Source organism: Nonomuraea turcica, from assembly GCF_030718205.1.
GTDB lineage: Bacteria > Actinomycetota > Actinomycetes > Streptosporangiales > Streptosporangiaceae > Nonomuraea.
Genome location: NZ_JAUZQF010000102.1, coordinates 1 through 924, shown reverse-complemented (window position 1 = coordinate 924; position 924 = coordinate 1). Strand labels below are relative to the sequence as shown.

The following is a 924-nucleotide window of genomic DNA, read 5'->3' as shown; positions in this document are numbered from 1 at the left end:
ATCTAGGGCCTCCAACTCGGCAGACCGCAAACCGTTGCTGTCATGGGACGCAGCTTTAGCGATCTGCCAATCCTCGACGTCCTGGTCATCTGATGTCTGGGGGCGACGCTGAGCCTTGCGGTACGAGTTGATGTAGGTATTCGTCAGAATGCGATACAGCCAAGCCTTGAGGTTCGTACCAGGTCGGAACTGGTGGAACGAGGAAAAAGCTTTGGCATAGGCCTCTTGGACAACATCTTCGGCGTCAGCCGGGTTGCGGGTCATGCGCAGCGCGGCGCCATAGAGCTGGTCAAGGTATTCGAGGGCGTCACGCTCGAAACGTTGCGCCCTCTGGGTTTTCGTCTCTTCAGCGACGTCGACGGTGCCCGACGCATCCACGCGACGATCCATCCTGTCCTCGGATTCACGTGTGATCATCGTGTGCCAGCTTAGTGCACAGCGTTGGCCCTCGAAAAAGCGAGGATCCCATTCCAGACCGTGTCGAAGTGCTCGAACGTGATCGGCCACGGCAGGATCGACGTGGATCCCCTCGGCCGGAACGCGAAGACCAGCATCCAGTAGAAGGGCACCAGCGTGAACAGCAGGTACAACGCCAGCGGGACGTAGATCTGCCACCGCGACACCCGGTTCGCGCTCGGAGCCGGCGCGGCCTGCCGCGACCTGGTCACCGACGGGCGCTCGGTCACCATGGTCATGACTTGGCTCCGAACTTGCTCAGCCGCAGGTAGGCGATGGAGAAGAAGGTCAGGATCAGGAACGCGACCGTGGTCAGCGCGGTGGCGTAGCCGAAGTCATGGGACTGGGCGGCCTGCTGCGCGACGTACAGCGGCAGCGTGGTGGTCTGGTGCGCGGGACCGCCGCCGGTCAGCGTGTAGAGCAGGTCGACGTTGTTGAACTCCCACACCGAGCGCAGCAGCGTGGACA

Annotated in this window: 2 protein-coding genes and 1 pseudogene; all 3 read right to left on the bottom strand. The window is 62.1% G+C overall.

The window, feature by feature from the left end; all coding sequences use genetic code 11:
• Positions 1-390: sigma-70 family RNA polymerase sigma factor (locus tag Q9G87_RS60420; protein WP_305925703.1), on the bottom strand; the 390-nt coding region annotated here is incomplete at its 3' end.
• 38 nt (positions 391-428) lie between these two features.
• On the bottom strand, positions 429-695 hold the full coding sequence (locus tag Q9G87_RS60415) for an ABC transporter permease family protein (protein ID WP_305925702.1): 267 nt from the start codon (positions 693-695) through the stop codon (positions 429-431).
• Positions 692-924 (bottom strand): annotated as a pseudogene (locus Q9G87_RS60410) (carbohydrate ABC transporter permease); the annotation flags it as partial. The gene Q9G87_RS60415 and the pseudogene Q9G87_RS60410, both read right to left, overlap by 4 nt.